The 16192-nt window shown below is 64.6% G+C and carries 13 protein-coding genes and 1 tRNA gene; 4 read left to right on the plus strand and 10 right to left on the minus strand.

Annotated elements, in window-relative coordinates; genetic code table 11:
- Positions 1-507: 507 nt before the first annotated feature.
- Positions 508-3318, minus strand: coding sequence for a hypothetical protein (locus HNR24_RS01590; RefSeq protein ID WP_182494806.1), 2811 nt, complete (start codon positions 3316-3318; stop codon positions 508-510).
- Positions 3319-4299: 981 nt separating this feature from the next.
- Here HNR24_RS01590 and HNR24_RS01595 point away from each other — a divergent pair.
- Positions 4300-4479: a hypothetical protein gene (locus tag HNR24_RS01595; protein WP_182494807.1), complete on the plus strand. Its 180-nt coding sequence runs from the start codon at positions 4300-4302 to the stop codon at positions 4477-4479.
- 205 nt (positions 4480-4684) lie between these two features.
- Here the strand turns inward: HNR24_RS01595 and HNR24_RS01600 are convergent.
- From HNR24_RS01600 to HNR24_RS01640, 9 genes are all read right to left on the minus strand, one after another.
- A tRNA-Pro gene (locus HNR24_RS01600) sits at positions 4685-4761 on the minus strand.
- A 186-nt stretch (positions 4762-4947) separates the two neighbouring features.
- The gene (gene mgrA, locus HNR24_RS01605; protein ID WP_182494808.1) at positions 4948-5985 is read right to left on the minus strand and encodes an L-glyceraldehyde 3-phosphate reductase; all 1038 of its coding nucleotides are present in this window, start codon (positions 5983-5985) and stop codon (positions 4948-4950) included.
- 85 nt (positions 5986-6070) lie between these two features.
- On the minus strand, positions 6071-7189 hold the full coding sequence (locus HNR24_RS01610; protein WP_182494809.1) for a cysteine desulfurase family protein: 1119 nt from the start codon (positions 7187-7189) through the stop codon (positions 6071-6073).
- On the minus strand, positions 7189-8139 hold the full coding sequence (nadC, locus tag HNR24_RS01615; protein WP_182494810.1) for a carboxylating nicotinate-nucleotide diphosphorylase: 951 nt from the start codon (positions 8137-8139) through the stop codon (positions 7189-7191). The genes HNR24_RS01610 and nadC overlap by 1 nt, the downstream gene beginning before the upstream one ends.
- Positions 8140-8148: 9 nt before the next feature.
- Complete coding sequence (gene nadA / locus HNR24_RS01620; protein ID WP_182494811.1) at positions 8149-9426, minus strand: quinolinate synthase NadA; 1278 nt, start codon at positions 9424-9426, stop codon at positions 8149-8151.
- Positions 9423-10130 (minus strand): NUDIX hydrolase, encoded by a 708-nt coding sequence (locus HNR24_RS01625; RefSeq protein ID WP_058888921.1) that lies wholly within the window; start codon positions 10128-10130, stop codon positions 9423-9425. The genes nadA and HNR24_RS01625 overlap by 4 nt, the downstream gene beginning before the upstream one ends.
- Positions 10131-10235: 105 nt before the next feature.
- Positions 10236-11411: an SGNH/GDSL hydrolase family protein gene (locus HNR24_RS01630; protein WP_182494812.1), complete on the minus strand. Its 1176-nt coding sequence runs from the start codon at positions 11409-11411 to the stop codon at positions 10236-10238.
- 202 nt (positions 11412-11613) lie between these two features.
- Positions 11614-12030 (minus strand): hypothetical protein, encoded by a 417-nt coding sequence (locus tag HNR24_RS01635; protein ID WP_182494813.1) that lies wholly within the window; start codon positions 12028-12030, stop codon positions 11614-11616.
- A gap of 69 nt (positions 12031-12099) precedes the next feature.
- Positions 12100-12603: a GNAT family N-acetyltransferase gene (locus HNR24_RS01640; protein WP_182494814.1), complete on the minus strand. Its 504-nt coding sequence runs from the start codon at positions 12601-12603 to the stop codon at positions 12100-12102.
- Positions 12604-12646: 43 nt separating this feature from the next.
- Here HNR24_RS01640 and HNR24_RS01645 point away from each other — a divergent pair, with 43 nt between their 5' ends.
- The 3 genes from HNR24_RS01645 (at position 12647) to HNR24_RS01655 (ending at position 16188) form a co-directional block, all read left to right on the plus strand.
- Positions 12647-13540 (plus strand): alpha/beta hydrolase fold domain-containing protein, encoded by an 894-nt coding sequence (locus tag HNR24_RS01645; protein ID WP_182494815.1) that lies wholly within the window; start codon positions 12647-12649, stop codon positions 13538-13540.
- 325 nt (positions 13541-13865) lie between these two features.
- Positions 13866-15476, plus strand: a complete 1611-nt coding sequence (locus HNR24_RS01650; RefSeq protein WP_182494816.1) for a peptide chain release factor 3 — start codon at positions 13866-13868, stop codon at positions 15474-15476.
- Positions 15477-15687: 211 nt separating this feature from the next.
- A complete protein-coding gene (locus HNR24_RS01655) occupies positions 15688-16188 on the plus strand; it encodes a hypothetical protein (RefSeq protein ID WP_220477141.1) in 501 nt (166 codons plus the stop codon).
- The last annotated feature ends 4 nt before the right edge of the window (positions 16189-16192 follow it).

Raw genomic sequence — 16192 nt, forward strand, 5'->3', positions numbered from 1 at the left:
CCAAGTTTTCGCTGGAACCTCTCGGATTCCTGCGGCATCTAAAGCACGTGGAGCTTCACCAGCAGACATCTCAAGCACACGCATGTGACTCACTGGCTTTATGAACCCCGCGAGGTCATTCGACAAGAGGGCCTCACCGTAAGGACGCACACCCGCGAGGAGATAGGAGCCCGGGGCGCGTTCCACGTACGAGGGAGGAGCAAGATACAGGAGCCGGCTACTGCGGCCCCCTCCCTCATTCAATTCCAGCAGATCGCCTGAAGCTACTAGAAGGTCCAAGACCTTGCTGACTTTGCCTCTATCAACGCGGTCCGCAAGTAGCGGTCGCAAAACTCCAAGCACCGCATCCACGGTCCTGCTAGGAGTCGTAGGGCACATAAAGGACGCGGCTCGACGCAAACTCTCTGCAATGCCGGGAACCGATCCAAGCTCCACGCCGTTCGGGATACCTAGGGCTACCGCCGCTAGCTTGGATGCTTCCTTTGGCGTCAAACTGCGCAACTGCACCTAGATCGCTCCTCCCACATCCTCGGGGTCTGCGAAGATCCTCGTGCCGAGAACTGCAAATCGCGCGACTCGATACAGGAACCGAGATTGCAAGACCCGCCCGAGCATCTCCTCTAGTTCGGGGGAACTCCAGTCGGGGACTTGCTCAGGTTTGCTCGCCAGAGTCAGCAGAAATCGCGATGCCGTGGGAAAGTCTCGCAGTGACTGCAGGTGAGGGGTCACCGTTTGATGGAAGCCCATTACCAGCTCACCCGGACTTGTCCAGTTGTAGAGGTTGTAAGCGATAGTTTTCGCCAGCACTGCATGCTGATGAGTGTGGCCAACTGCTTTTTGCAAGTCGTCAACATAGTCGGCAGGGTCATCACATACAGCGACTTGGCGTTCAAGTTCGCCCCACCGATTGCCGCCAATCAACCCAGCTAGTTCCAGGTCAAGCTTCGATAGGACTCTGTCATGCGCGTATTGTGCAAAAAGATCAACAGGAGTATCGGCCAAGTGCCATCGCCGAATACCTTCCGCAAGGCGAAGGGTTTCAGCAACAGTTCGTTCCCCTAGGCCAAGTTGCACGTCGACCTCACCCAAACCGAGCGTGGCATTGGGGTCGGGAGGGAGTATCACGGCCTCCGTGGTGTGTTGAGTTTTCGCGATTGCTAGACCACCACGCGAGGGCACGACAACGTTCGCTCCATCCAAACTCTGCACCTCGAGGGGTGCATCCGCAGGCGAGAACTCCAATGTCGTAGCACTGCCATCTGTCCGGTCAACGAGGGCGGCCCGGACCTCTCCAGATTTACTCCGCTGGACCCGCCACTGTAAAGGTCGGAAGTCTCGCTCAGCGGTCAGCGCCGCGAAACCGAGTCCGCCTCGTTCAACACTAATGCGAGATGCTTCCGCAAATTCATAGGCCTCCAAAAACTTCCTGTCCTGACGAAAACTCTGAGCAAGATCGCGCCATTGACGTTCTGTGAAAGGTAAAGTTATGGACTTGAGGATGTCCCACAAGGCCTCGCCGGTATCGGTCAAGAGAGCTGCTTTGAGCTGCGCTCGACTCTTAGCTGGTCCGTCGACAAAAAGTGATGCTGCTTCTGTCCATAGTTCTGTCATGGAGGGGCGGTTCGGGATTGCTGTTAGGCGTATTCCTTCACCCATTGAGGCTTCCTCTGAACGGACCTCCGGGTTCCTGATAGTGATCCGAAGAAGGCCGCTCGCGAGCTCTCGTCCGGAGTCCCCTAACAACGTGATCTCGGCCGTGTGGATGCCCACCTCGATTCGCTCGAGTACGAACAATAGTTCCGCTTCTGCCTCCCGCCAGGGCATGTCGTAACTCGTGTCACCTACGGTCACGCGGCAAGCTGACGGGCAGAGGTCTGAGCGGATAGCGATAATCGCGGGTTCGCCCGCCAACCATTCGGCGGCGCCCTCTCCGTCCCAATTGCTTGCCACGATCCCTATAGGGCGAATGGATACGTGGGAGACGACAGGAATTCCAGCTGCCTTGAGGCTAGCTTCCTCACCCTCAGACAATTCACTAGGGACACTGAGTCGGTACGCCAATGCAGACTGTACGTCGAGATCGACAGCCGTGCAGCAAGCGAGCTCAGGCGCCTCTATATCAGGCGTCCCGACAAGGATATAGTCGTGTCCGGGGCGCACGAATTTGCCTTTGACCTCGAGGGCAAGACCCAATCCTTGCTGGCGAAAGATCCACCATGGCCCCGACGTGACTCGGCAACTTTCTGCTAACAGGTTATTCAGTTCGTTTGTTCCACGTTGAAGCTGCAGGAAAGGCTTGTCAGGCTGGGGCCAAGACGAAAGCAGAATCTCCTGTCCGGAATGCAACAACGCGCTGCGAGGTACGGGGTTGGCTCCGCCATTGGCCTTTCCCCGCGAGTTACGGAGTTGGCTGTGAGCATCGGCAATGTCGTTGGCGAGCGAAGATAAATTCGGCAGTTCGGCGACAGCTTCCCATCGCCCACGTTTCCGCAGGAAAAGCTTCGGCTCTAACGACAACCGCCGACTGGGTGAATCAGCTCTAGCCTGCGTGACACCTTTATTCTCGTTTGGCAAGGCCCCTCGTACTAAGGTCGCGGATTGCCGAGCGGACCGCAGCCAGCTCCCGGCCTGCTGCTCTTGCGACAGGCTTTCAACGATCCGTTCAAGCGTTGCTCCGGACAGATAAGGACTCTCCTCGTTCTCACCAGTCAGAAGAGCAGCCGCGACATGCCCGACCAGCGAAGTGTTTTCACAAAACACCCGAAACCGTTCGGGATAGCCGCTGGCCGCTCGGGCCAACAGCCGCCCGAGTTCCTCCGGCGCTTGAAGAAAATCGGACTTCAGCGAACCTCTGAAGTCATGAAGCAACTGCGCTAAATGCCGCTGTAGGTAAGTGGGCAAGACCGAGTGTGCAATCGGCCACGCGATAATATTGAAAACCTCGGCGAAGGTGCCGCCAGGCTCAGCACCACCGTAAGTGTTGCGAAAGTGGACAAACCGATCTCGGAGCCACTGTCGGTCACTGCTCTGCCAGCCTGGCGTCACGTCCTGAAAACTAGGCCAGTATTCAGCGCCGGCGTACTCATATCCGATTTCAGCTGCGTACACAATGAATGGCAACCAGGACTCCCTGTGCCCTTGTCGGAGACCAGTCCCAACACCGCGCCGCACTGCGTCTCGCAGATCATCCAGTTCTTCTGCAGAAAAGTCATGCTCCAGGGCGAACACCGGAGGGGTGGACGACAACTGTTTACGATGGGCGTAGAGCAGGTGAAAGCGCACACTGAGCTTGTCGTGCAGGCTGGCGAGCCTCTGCACGGTTGTCGTAGTCCCGTGGGCACCACTGCTCTTCAAGCGGATATCTCCTCTCTGGTGGCAACCCCTGACGGGATAGAGCTGCGCTGCTCTGAGTCGGAAGCATGAGTCCTTGCACCTCAGAGCGCGATGTGTGATCCATGATCAACACTACCGGGGAAGTCAGACATCCGATTTGATACCCGAGCATACCCGGGAGCGGTAGACGTGTCGGGGTGGTTCCTTGTGATCTTCTGGAACCTCACCGCAGGGCGGAGAAAGTGGGGCCGGCTAGTGTCCAAATTTCCGTCTCCGGATGTGTCCACGTCCAAACGGCAGGTCTCAGTTAGCCTGTTCCACTACCTAGAACAGGCTGCTTCCTACGTTGCGTAGCCAGAACCAAGCGAAGCTTCGCAGATTCCCCGTTCGCAGAGGATGAGGCTGTAGTTCTCAGGCTGTCCACGAGACAAAATGCCGACTACCTCCTCTTGGCGGGCTGCGGGGCTAACTCAGCCTGCGTCGCTGGCTCGGCATGGAGCGCGAGGAATAGGAACTGCATGTTGCTGTCTACACCCACGACGGTGACGCGTCGCTGCGAAATGCACTGGAATGCGGAGCCAGTTCCTTGTGGCTACTGGAGCCCGACAAGTCCTGAGCCCGTAGCTACCGGTTGCTACTCCTCCATTTGGGCGCGATCCGGAACTACGGAACCTCCTCATAGTGCCAGCAAGCTCGTGGATCGTCGCCGTGGTCGATGTGATGCAGGTCCAGCACGGGATGACCTGCTGATCTGCTGCGCGGTGATTGGCATCCCAACCACGCTGCTGAAATTGGCTTCTCCGCATTATCTGGGAGCGTGAGCACTCGGCTGGTGAGACAGGTGCTTCTTTGATTGCCATCCGAATCCAGATCGTTCCCCCACTCAAGGAGGCAGGTCCTCGCTGGTGAGCCATTGGGCCTGTGAACCTAGATGAGCGGGAACTTGAGGTTCGATATTCTTGATACTTGATTCAGCTTTTTCTCGCAGATGAGACAGGACTGGAATATCGCTACGCGACTGACAAGCTGAAGCGTGAGCTGAACATGCTGTTCTTTGGTCGCACCGTCGTCCACGAAGACGTGACCGGAAACCTCAACATCGGGGGCCAACTCGAGCGGCCACCGGGAGTTGTCTTCAGCGACTAAACTTGAGGCCTGGTCTACGAAGAACCGAATACTCAGGCAACGGGGGGGGGATTGCCTGAGAGTCGCAGGAAGCGAGCGTCCTCCCGCCCAACAGCAGGAACGGGTCCCGGATCCAATGGACGTGGCGGGCTTCGTCTGTATAAGCAATTATCTATGTCCCCAGCTACTCGAGACCTCTCAGTCTCTTGTTTGAGTTACCGAGTCATGGTCGGGCTAGCGGGATTTGAACCCACGACCTTCCGTCCCCCAGACGGACGCGCTACCAAGCTGCGCTATAGCCCGAAATCCTTCCAGCAAACTCGCCGGAAGCACCAGGAAAGTCTACCGCATGATCCGGCTGAAGCGCGCATCGGCCGCTGCGACCATCATGGCATCGACCCACGCCCCAGGTGTCTGACCTGCAACAGCCGAACTTCCCGGTGGGGTGCGGACGGATCCACACCCCACCGGAGCAGGGCCCGGGGGCAATCAGCCCTTGGTGCTCTTCCGAGCCGTGCCCCAGATGTCGATCCCGCCGTCGACGGCGTGCTCATCGATCGCGTCCAGCTCTTCCTTGGAGAAGGAGCGCTGGTCCAGGGCGGCCAGGTTGGACTTCAGCTGCTCGGGCCGGCTGGCGCCGATCACCAGCGAGCTCACCCGGTCATCGCGCAGCGCCCAGGCCAGTGCCATCTGCGCCAGGCTCTGCCCGCGGTTCGAGGCGATCTCGTTGAGCGAGCGGATGTGCCCGAGGTTCTCCTCGGTGAGGAAGTCGTCCCGGAAGGAGCCCTTCGTCGCTGCACGCGAATCCGAGGGGACCCCGTTGAGGTACTTATCGGTCAGCATGCCCTGGGCCAGGGCGCTGAAGCCGATGACCCCGACTCCGAGCTCGTCGACCGCGTCGAGCAGGCCCTCGGTCTCAATCCAGCGGTTGAGCATCGAGTAGGAGGGCTGGTGGATCAGCAGCGGGGTGCCGAGATCCTTCAGGATCGCGGCGGCCTTGATCGTGTCCTCCGCGGAGTAGGAGGAGATCCCGGCGTAGAGCGCCTTGCCGGAGCGGACCGCGGCGTCCAGAGCGGACATGGTCTCCTCCAGCGGAGTGTCCGCGTCGGGACGGTGCGAGTAGAAGATGTCCACATGGTCCAGGCCCATCCGGCTCAGCGACTGGTCCAGGCTGGAGAGCAGGTGCTTGCGGCTGCCGGTGGGCCCGCCGTAGGGCCCGGGCCACATGGTCCAGCCGGCCTTGGTGGAGATGATCAGCTCATCGCGCAGCCCAGCGAAGTCCTCGCGCAGGATCCGTCCGAAGTTGATCTCGGCCGAGCCTGGGGGAGGCCCATAGTTATTCGCCAGATCGAAGTGGGTGATCCCATGGTCGAAGGCCATGTGGATGATCTCGCGCTGGTTCTGGAGGGCGAAGTCGTCACCGAAGTTGTGCCAGAGGCCCAGCGAGAGCGGGGGCAGCACCAGGCCGGAGCGGCCCACACGGCGGTACTCCGCGTTCTCATAACGGTCTTCTGCGGGAACGTACATGGTGGCTCCTGAAGTTCGCGGTGTCAGTGTTTCCAAGTCTTGGTCAAGCCTGCCGGTCAAGACACCAGGCAGACCCCTGATCACCTTACGCCTGCGAAGCCGGTCCTACCCCCGGCAGCGCTGCTGCGGCGCGAACCAGATCCTGCGAGGTCACAGAGTCCCCGAAGCTGAACCGCACGGCGCTCTGGGCGACCTCCTCCGAATACCCCATGGCGGTCAAGGCGGGACTCGGCTCACTCGAACCGGCGGCGCAGGCCGATCCGGAGGAACAGAAGATCCCCTGCCGCTCCAGGTCCAGCAGCACCGACTCCCCGCTGCGCCCGGGCAGCACGAAGGAGGCGTGCCCGGCCAGTCGACGGGTCCGGTGCCCGGTCAGCTGCGCGCCGGGCACCCGGCTCAGCACCGCGTCGATGAACTCATCGCGCCGCTGCGCCAGGTCGGCGACGTCGGTCTGGGTGGCGAGGCGCAGCGCCGTCGCCATCCCGACGGCTCCGGCGACGTTCTCGGTGCCCGAGCGCAGATCCCGCTGCTGGCCGCCGCCATGGATGAGCGGTTCGAAAGGCGTCCGACGGCGCAGGTAGAGCACCCCGGTGCCTTTGGGGGTGCCCAGCTTATGTCCGGCGAGGCTCATCGCGCTGACCCCGAGGACCTGCGCATCCAGGGACAAGGTCCCGGCGGCCTGGACCGCGTCGGTGTGGAACGGGACCTGATGCTCGGCACAGACCGCCGCCAATGCCGGGATGTCCTGGACCGTGCCGACCTCGTTGTTCGCGTAGTGGATGGAGACCACGGTGGTGTCCGGGCGCAGCGCCGCGGCCAGTGCGGCCGGAGTCACGACGCCGTCGCGGTCCACCGGGATGGTCTCCACCTCGTAGCCCAGCCGTCCCAGCCAGGCGGCCGACTCGCTGACCGCTGGGTGCTCCAGGGCTGAGATCAGCACATGGCGGCCCCGGGGTTCGGCGAGTGCGATGCCCTTGAGCGCGGCGTTGTCGGATTCGGTCCCACCGGAGGTGAAGATGATCTCGGTGGGGCGGGCGTTGAGGTGCCGGGCGACCTCGGCGCGGGCGGTCTCCAGCGCACGGGAGGCCGCGGCTCCGGGTTCGTGCACGCTGGAGGGGTTCGCGTATCCGGTCAGGTGCGGCCACATCGCCTCCAGCACCTCGCGCCGGACCGGCGCTGCGGCGGACTCGTCCAGGTAGAGCATCAGGCCGAGGTCCCCGGCCGGTTCACGTCCGTGTTCTGGCTCAGGTTCATCTCCTGGCCGAGGTTCGCGCCCAGGCCCAGGTTTATGTCCAGGCTCAGGTTCATGTCCAGCCCCAGGTCAAGGGCGCGCGCCCCGTGGGTCAGTGCGCCCACGCTGATCAGGTCCACCCCGGTGCTGGCGATCCCCGTGATGGTCTCCAGGCTCACCCCGCCGGAGCCCTCCACCAGGGCCGCACCGTCGATGAGCTCCACGCCGCGGCGCAGGTCCTCGAGGCTGAAGTTGTCCAGCATGATGGTGTCGGCCCCGCCGGCGAGCACCGGGGCGATCTGCTCGATCCGGTCCACCTCCACCTCGATATGCGTGGTGTGCGGCAGGCGCTCGCGGGCGGTGCGGATCGCCTGGGTGAGCGCCTCCGGTGAGTCCCCCAGGACCGCAAGGTGGTTGTCCTTGGCCATCACCGCATCGGAGAGTGAGAACCGGTGATTGTGCCCGCCCCCGCAGCGCACCGCATAGCGTTCCAGTGCGCGCAGCCCCGGGGTGGTCTTGCGGGTATCGGTGACCCGGACCCCGGTGCCGACCACGGCCGCGACGTACTGGCTGGTCAGCGTGGCGACCCCGGAGAGCCGCTGGATCAGGTTCAGCGCCACCCGTTCCGCCCCGAGGATCGCCCGGGCGGGGCCCTGCACGCTGGCCAGAACATCCTCAGGGGCGAACCGTGCGCCGTCGTCGGTGTGCAGACTCACGACGACGCCGGGGTCCACCGCGGCGAAGGCGCGGGCGAAGACCTCGCCACCGGCCAGGACGCCGGGCTCCCGCGCCACGAGCTGGGCGTGCGCGGTGGCGTCGGCGGGGAGGAACGCGGTGCTGGTGAGATCCCCGAAGGGCATGTCCTCAGCCAGGGCCAGGGTGATCACCGCGTCGATCGCGCGGGCGGAGAGTTGAGCGTCCACAGGGTCCCTTCAGGCTTTGGGCTTCGCGGCGAGCATCCGGTCCAGTGCAACCTTCGCGTGCACCGAGACCTCTGGCTCCACACTGATCTGGTTGTGCACTTCTCCGGCCACCAGCTCCTCCAGCACCCAGGCGAGGTAGCCCGGATGGATCCGGTACATGGTGGAGCACGGACAGATCACCGGATCCAGGCAGAAGATGGTCCGGTCCGGGAACTGCGCGGCGAGCCGATTGACCATGTTGATCTCAGTGCCGACTCCGATGCGGTCCCCCGGGGCGGAGGCGGCGATGAACTTCTGGATCGCATCGGTGGACCCGGCGGCGTCGGCGGCATCGACCACCGGCATCGGACATTCCGGGTGCACGATGATCTTCACCCCCGGATCAGCCGCGCGGGCCTGGCTGATCTGGTCCACGGTGAAGCGCCGGTGCACCGAGCAGAAGCCGTGCCAGAGCAGGACCTTGGCCTCGCGCAGCTGCTCCGCGGTGTTCCCGCCCAGGGCCTTGCGCGGATTCCACAGCGGCATCTGCTCCAGCGGCACGCCCATCGCCTTGGCGGTGTTGCGTCCCAGATGCTGATCGGGGAAGAAGAGCACCCGGTGGGCCCGCTCGAAGGCCCACTCCAGCACGGTGGAGGCGTTGGAGGAGGTGCAGACGATCCCGCCGTGGCGGCCGCAGAACGCCTTCAGCGCCGCCGATGAGTTCATGTAGGTCACTGGCAGGATCGGCAGCTTGCCCTCGGCGTCCGGGAGCGTGTTCTCCGGATCCACGCCGTAGGTCTCGCAGATCTCCTCCCATGCGGTCTCCACCGAGGACTCATCGGCCATGTCCGCCATGGAACACCCGGCCGCAAGGTTGGGCAGGATCACCGCCTGTTCCGGGGCGGAGAGGATGTCGGCGGTCTCGGCCATGAAATGGACCCCGCAGAACACGATGGTCTTCGCCTCCGGCTTGCTCAGCGCGGCGTTGGCCAGCTGGAAGGAGTCGCCCACGAAGTCGGCATGCTGGATGACCTCGTCACGCTGGTAGAAGTGGCCCAGGATGACCAGCTCTTCGCCGAGCGTGGCCTTCGCGGCGAGGATCCGCTCATGAAGCTCCGGCTCCGGCATGAGCTGGTAGCGCTCGGGCAGCTGCCCGGGTCTGGAGACCGGGTCCGGGAGGCGATCCGCCTGGGAGGATCCAGGCCCGTAGCCCGGCACGGTGTCGAAGTCCCAGGGCCCGGCGGCGAGTTTGGTGTTGCAGCTGTCCTTCGGGGTCAGGGTGATCAGGTCATTGACCGAGGCGGTCATGGTGTCTCCTGGATGGTGAGGGTGTAGCGGGTGCGGTCGGGGTTGGAGCGGTAGAGCCTCGGCGGGCGGTGCGCGGTGCCGGTCATGCGCTCGCCGGTGTCCTCCACGGAACGTTGCGCCAGGATCTGGCGGCGGAAGTTCGAGGGGTCCAGGGCCCGGTTCAGGATCGCCTCATAGACCCGGCGCAGCTCCGCCAGGGGGAACTTCTCCGGCAGGAAGGCGTGGGCGATGGGGGAGTAGGTGACCTTCGCGCGCAGCCGGTCCAGCGCGTAGGCCAGGATCAGGCCGTGGTCGAAGGCCAGCACGCCGGCCTCCTCGGCGATGTCATCGGCGGGGAACCACTCCAGGTTCTCGCCCTCCACCGCGTCGGTGTCCTCGTCCTGACGCACCAAGGCCCAATAGACGATGGACACCACCCGGGTGCTGGAGGGGGAGCGGTCCACGTTGCCGAAGGCATAGAGCTGCTCCATGTGCCGCGGAGCCAGCCCGGTGGTCTCCAGCAGTGTGGCGCGGGCGGAGCTGACCAGGTCCTGCTCGGGTTCCAGCGGCCCGCCGGGCAGCGCCCACTGTCCCAGAAAAGGCTCCCGGATCCGACGCACTAGAGGCAGCCAGAGAGTGAGCTCACCGGTGTCCGGGTGCGGGCGCAGCGCGAAGACCACCGTGCTCACGGCGAGCTCGGTCTGCAGGTTCGACGGCGCGGCCATGGCAGGGACTCCTTAAGGTGACAGTGACACTATGGTCCAGGTCATATGGTCACGTCAACCTGAAGGGGCCCGGTTGATCCTCTCTGGGAGGGGTGGTCCGTGCGCTCAGTCGGCGAGTCCTGCTTGGACCTCCTCGAGGAAGCCGGGAGTCTCGGTGAGCTGGCGCGCGAACTTCGCAGCGCCTGGGGGTGCCAGGTGGATGGCGTCCCGGCTGTCGCCGTCTCCCCACCAGTCCCCGAACTCGTCCACGGCGAAAAGCGGGACCTCATGCGGGGTGGTCAGGGCCTGTGCCGCGTCCTGACGGCGAGCGTCGTAGTCTCGCCCGGCCTCCTCCAGGTTCGCCTGGTGGACCGGCGTGTAGGGGATCTCGAAGGCAAGCACGGTGACCCCGTGGCTGCGCAGCAGCTCCGCAGTCCTGCCGAAATCGGCCACCGCCTCATCGTGGACCGTGGGGAATCCCGGGAAGCCGCGCTCCATCCGGGTATCGCTGATCTGCCGAGCCTCGGCCGCACTGACTCCCGGGTGGATCATGAAACCATCCGAACGCAGCTGGCTGCCTTCCTTGATCCGCAGGCTGGTCTGCGCCGGCCGGCCCTCCTGGGCCCGTGCCACCTGGTCCCCGCCGGTGCGGAACCGAAACAGCGGATCGGCGACGTCGCGCTGGCACCTCGCGGTGTCGGCCTCGCCCCAGTCCTCGCTGCTGGGCCGCTCACATCCCTCCACCAGCGAGGAGAACGGAGACTTCGCCCCTTCTGAGGTGTAGAAGTCATCATCCTCGGCCGCGCGGGTCGAGATGCCCATCAGCGCGACGGAGGGCGGATCCTCGAGGCTGACCACGTAGTGCGCGAGCAAGAGATTCATGCTCCACCGGGCCCTGCTGCTGGCCCCGTTGAAGGCAGTGACTTCCTCACCAGCGGCTTCCGAGAGGAGATTCCCCAGTTCGGCGGGGTCAAGGCCCTGCTGAGTCATGGAGTCACCGAAGATGATCACATCGGGCGCGGGATCGGCGACGCGCAGAGCATTGGTCATCGTCTCAAATGCGCCGCCGTGGGCCGGCGCCAGGGGGAGCAGATCGCTGGCCGTCCAGTCCTCCAGCTGCTCAGGCGTCACATCTTGAGTCAAGGCTTGATTGAATTTCACGGTCGGGAAGCTGTCCTCATCTGTGGAGGATGACGCGCCGGGATCTGCGCCCGAGCCGTTCTCCTCGGCGGCGCCGCTCTCACACGCCGAAAGCAGCAGGATCAGGGCGGTGCCCAGAGAAGCGGCTCGACGACCGGTCATGGGCACACAGTAGCAAGCACCTGACCGGCCACCTAGGTCTGCCTCTGGAGGGGAGCCGGCGGAAAGCATGGCGCGGGTTCGTTGCCTCGTTCTACGTGCCCGGGGCATCGGCGCGGAAGACTTCCCGGAGCGCTTTGCCAGGCGCGCCCGATGGGCGGGATGGCAGGGTCTCCCCGTTCGTATGCCTGCGGTGAGTCTCGGCCTAGCCTCTGGTGACGAAGACGTTTTGTGAGACCTGGATGGCTCCTTCGGGGAGTTCGGCGCTGTCCGGGCGAACACGGTAGTCCCATCCGTCGCCGTTGCTGACACTTACCTCATCACCCGTCGAACAGCCGGTGACCCACCTGTCGTCGTCTGGATAGACGACCAGGCATGCGCCCGCACCCTCGGCTTTCACGCCCAGCCATAACTCGGTGCCCTCGTGTTCTCCCACCCACCGGGTCGATTCGGGGTCGAGGGTGTCGACGGCTTGGCCACGGATCGTGTCGGGAAGAGGTTTTTCGCTGGTGTGATCTTCGGTCAGGTCTGAATACTGATCCGCTGGGCTGGAACAGCCAGATGTGCCGATGAGTGCGGTGACGGCAATGGTCAGAGCAGGGAGCTGATGACGAAATTCCACGGTGCAACTATCGCATATAAGAAAAGGTTTTCGTCAGATCCTGCGGCCGCACCGCCGTCGGTCACCCCCTCAGAGCCGCATGCTGTACACGGCCCGCACCGGGATGGGCCCGGCAAGGTCGTCCGCGACACGGTGCATCCCAAGCTTCTGAGCAACCCGCTCCGAGGCTCGGTTCTCCGGGTGCAGGATTGCCACCAGCTCCGTCTCTTTGGTTTGCTTACGGGCGAAGTCCTGACAGGCGAGCGCAGCCTCGGTGGCGTAGCCCCGGTTCTGCCGCTCTGCTCGGACCCGGAAACCGACCTCAAGCTTGGGGACCCCGTTCACGGACTGCCAGGTGAGCCCGCAGTCGCCGAGGAATTCGCCCTCGAGCGTCTCGATGATCCAGAGGCCGTAGCCGTGCTCGGCATAGCGCTGCTGGTTCCGCTGGATCCACGCTTCAGCCTCCGCCCGGGACTTCGGCGCCGGGTAGTAGTGCATCACCACCGGGTCACCCAGCATCGCAGCCATATCCTCCAGGTCAGCCTCGGTCATGGGGCGGAACCTGAGTCGTGCGGTGTGCGGTGGAATGGTCATGAGAGCAAGAATAGGCTGAGCGTCGGCGAAGGAGAGACTGGACATGGTGTTACCTGGATGGCTCGCCGACGGCGCCGCCAAGCTGATGCAGCGGGCTCCCCGCGGCCCTCGGATCCCTGCAGAGGTCTCCTTCACCGAGCTGCCTGCCACCACCGAGGAGATCACCGTCCCCACCCGCCATGGGCCGCTGCGCGCGATCCGATACTCCCCGCCGTCGGGCGCTGCCGGGCGCGGGGTCTACCTGAACCTGCACGGCGGCGGGTTCGTGATCCGCCACCCCGAGCAGGACGATGCGCTGTGTCGGTTCATCGCCTTCCATGCGGGTGTCACGGTGATAAACCTCGATTACATCCCTGCTCCGCAATCCCGGTTTCCCGGCCCGGTGGAGCAGGCCTACGACGTCGCCGCCTGGGTCGCCGCACCGGAACGGCCCTGGGACGGGAGCAGACTGGCTCTCGGGGGTCAGTCTGCAGGTGGCGCACTGGCCGCGGCAGCGGCGCGGCTGGCCTTCGAAGCGGGAACCCCCGAGGTCGCGCTGCAGGTCCTGATGTATCCGGCGCTGGACCTCAGCATCCCCGCCGCCCAGAAATGGTCACCGGGACAAGAGAAGTTCCTGGTGCGTTTGGGGCCGGTGTTCAACTCTGCCTACTGCCCCGATGTTCGTTTACGAGCTGACCGGCTCGCGTCCCCAGCCGGGACGGCCGACACGGCGTCGCTGGGGGGCATCGCGCCGGCGCTGGTGATCTCCGCTGAGCAGGACATCCTCCGTGAGGAGGCCGGGCGATACGCCCAGCGGCTGCGTGCAGCGGATGCCCTGATCGAGCACCTCGACCTCCGGGGAGTGGGCCACGCGTTCAACATGGGCGGCGCCGGCCCCGACGTCGTGGTGCCGGTGTACGAAAAGATCGTTGAATCAGTCCAGCTGGTCTTCGCCTGACAGCCCAGTGTGGGTCAGCTGCGTGTTCGCACCTCGATGATCGCGACCGGGTTCTGGTCGCGAAAGCACACGACACGGTGGCCCCGGGTGATCGGAGCGGCCTGCCAGTCTGGATCTGTCGCACCTCTATGCCACGTCCCATCGCTATTTCGGTCCAAAGCCATGGGACGTGGCATAGGAATGCGACAGATTGCCGCGATGCTGCGCGTCGCGGACGCGGGCGCAGGCGGCGCCGGGTCACGCCCCACTGTCAGCTGTGACCGCCCTCTCAGCGCCGCGGGAGAATTCAACTCTCTCGCGGCGGAAGCGTAGAGTCAGAGATGTGATGGAAGCAGATACCAAGCAGATCCTCCAGCAGGCCTTGTCGCGACGCACGATCGCAGTGATCTCGCATCCGGATGCGGGCAAGTCCACGTTGAGTGAGGCGCTGCTGCTGCACTCCAACGCGATCACCGAGGCCGGTGCGATCCATGGCAAGGCGGGACGCCGGGGCACCGTCTCGGACTGGATGGAGATGGAGAAGGCCCGCGGGATCTCCGTCAGCTCCGCTGTGCTCCAGTTCACGGTGGGGGACGCGATCGTGAACCTGGTGGACACCCCCGGGCACGCCGACTTCTCCGAAGACACCTTCCGCGTGCTTGCAGCGGTGGACGCGGTGATCATGCTCATCGACGCCGCCAAGGGCATGGAAGCCCAGACCATGAAGCTCTTCGAGGTCTGCAAGGCCCGCGGACTGCCGGTGATCACCGTGATCAACAAGTGGGACCGCCCAGGCCAGGATGCGCTGGAGCTGGTCGATGAGATCCTCACCCGCACCGGGATGCGCTCGATGCCGCGGAACTGGCCCGTCGGGGACTCCGGGCACATGCTGGGTCTGCTGAATCCCGAGGCGATGACCATGAACCGTTACACCCGCGCCCCCGGCGGTGCGAAGAAGGTCCTCGCCGAGAAGCTCTCCGCGGAGACCGCCGAGGCCGAGTATCCCCTCGAGTTCCAGACCGCGGTGGAGGAGTCCTCACTGCTGGAGCTCGAGGATCAGTTCTACGACCGCGACGCCTTCCTCGCCCAGGAGGCGACCCCGCTCTTCTTCGCCTCAGCGGTGCAGAACATCGGCGTCGAAGAGCTGCTGCACTTCATCATGGAACAGGGCCCGCCGCCGCAGGCCCGCCCCGACGCCGAGGGCACCCCGTATGAGCTGACCTCTGACTTCAGCGGCTACGTCTTCAAGGTCCAGACCGGCATGGACAAGGCCCACCGGGACCGGATCGCGTTCATGCGGATCTGTTCCGGAGTCTTCGAACGCGGCATGGTCGCCACCCACGCCCAGTCCGGGAAGCCGTTCCCCACCAAGTATTCCCAGCAGGTCTTCGGCCGGGACCGCACCACCGTGGACACCGCTTGGCCCGGCGACGTCGTCGGCCTGGTCAACGCCTCCACGCTGCGTCCCGGAGACACCCTTCATGCCGGGCAGTCCGTGCTGTTCCCGCCGTTCAAACCCTTCGCCCCGGAGCACTTCCGGGTGGGCAAGACCGGGGACGCCTCCAAACACAAGCAGTTCCGCAAAGGTATCGAGCAGCTGGATCGCGAAGGCGTCATCCAGGTGTTCTACTCCGAACGCCGCGGCCAGCAGCGCCCGGTGCTCGGCGCCGTCGGGCCCATGCAGTTCGAGGTCGTCTCAGCCCGGATGGAATCCGACTTCGGCGCCGCGGTCTCCTTCGATGCACTGGACTATTCGGTGGCCCGAGACATCGACGACGAGGCGGCGGCAATCCTGAGTGAACGCCAGGACTGCGAAGTGCTCTACCGCAACGACGGCACACCTGTGGCGTTGTTCCGTGACCCGTGGAGGCTGCGCACCGTCCAGCGCGACCATCCGCACCTGCTCCCGGATCCTCCGGGCAGCGCCACCAGCGCGTCGGTCTCCACACGGAGGTGACCGATCGCCGAGGGCTGCAGGCATCCCATGCAGAACCCTCTTGGAAGGACCACCATGCACGCCGGGAGCACTTCCCGCAGATGCCCATCAACGCGGTCGAGCTCGACTGAGGTCGCTGGCCGGTGAGGGCTGGCAGTCGGGCCTCACCGGCGTAGCCTGGAATCCATGGTCAGGATGCACAGCACCGCCGCCATCGAGCGCACCACGCATCGTGGCTGGGAACCAGTGGGTCACCGCCCTCGACGACGCCGGGGCCGCCGCCCTGCCGCACCGTGAGATCGTCGGGATCGTCTATTACCACATGCCGGCCCACGTGGAGAACCACGGGTGGTGGGCGCAGAGCGTCGCGGTGGCCTATGAGCAGCACCACGCGCTGCGCCAGCCGGGGGAGACCCGCCCTGGGGAGTTCCAGGCCTCGGTCTCGAAGACCTACCCCGGGAGCATGGACGCCGCGTTCCAGGCCTGGTTGGACCTGGTCGCCGGGCGTGGGGACTTCGGAGGTGTCGCGATCACAGGCGAGCCCGGCACCTCGGCCACCGAACGGTGGCGGTATTGGCGTGCCGACCTGGCCGACGGCTCCCGGGTGGCCGTGACCATCTCGCAGAAGTCCCAGGACAAGTCCTCGCTGGGGGTCGGACACACCAAGCTGGGCTCGCCCGAAGAGGTCGCCCGCTGGAAGCTGATCTGGCGGGAGCTGCTGGGCGAGCTGTAGCCAC

The sequence above is a fragment of the Nesterenkonia sandarakina genome (assembly GCF_014138825.1).
GTDB lineage: Bacteria > Actinomycetota > Actinomycetes > Actinomycetales > Micrococcaceae > Nesterenkonia > Nesterenkonia sandarakina.